Source organism: Micrococcus sp. LASM2_SD2, assembly GCF_057364565.1.
Genome location: NZ_JBNFOB010000500.1, coordinates 1 through 522 on the forward strand (window position 1 = coordinate 1; position 522 = coordinate 522).

Below are 522 nucleotides of genomic sequence, written 5' to 3' on the forward strand. Positions count from 1 at the left end.
TTGAAGGAACTGGCATTTGCAGGACGTTAGGATCATGGAAGCGAAAGCGCTTGAAATGATTGCTAAGCAGAATAACTAAGCCGCCGTCTGGCGGTTTTTTTGTATATAAGGGGGGGTTATATGGTTGATAAGGTAGCAGGTCTATCGCTTGACGTTGATGTGTCGACAGTGCAGCGAGCCGTCAAGTCATTGAAAGAGTTTTCAAAAGCTAACGACCAAGCCGCTGACTCTATGGGGTCTTTAATCAATGAGGCCGAGGTTGCAAAACAGAAGGCTAAAGAGCACGCTGAGCAACTTAAGCGCCAGCGCAAAGAGTACGAGGCTGTAGAAAAGGCAATCGATCCTACAGTATCAAAAATGGAAAGGCTGAAGATTGCATCTCAGCAGCTTGATAAACTCTGGCAAAAGGGCGTTGTTCCAGATGAAACATTTTTCTGTTTGGGTGAATGCTGGACATGCAAATGCAAACTTGCTCGACAGCCGAGCCATGCTTACTGAAGAGGGGCAGGCAGCAGTTGCAGG

General features: G+C 47.1%; 1 protein-coding gene. It reads left to right on the forward strand.

Annotated elements, in window-relative coordinates:
• Window positions 1-120 precede the first annotated feature (120 nt).
• On the forward strand, window positions 121-498 hold the full coding sequence (locus AC2W7A_RS13310) for a hypothetical protein (RefSeq protein ID WP_485991756.1): 378 nt from the start codon (window positions 121-123) through the stop codon (window positions 496-498).
• Window positions 499-522 lie beyond the last annotated feature (24 nt).

Excerpts from the sequence above, each read along its gene's own strand:
- AC2W7A_RS13310 (WP_485991756.1), top strand. The coding sequence starts at position 121 with ATGGTTGATAAGGTAGCAGGTCTATCGCTTGACGTTGATGTGTCGACA.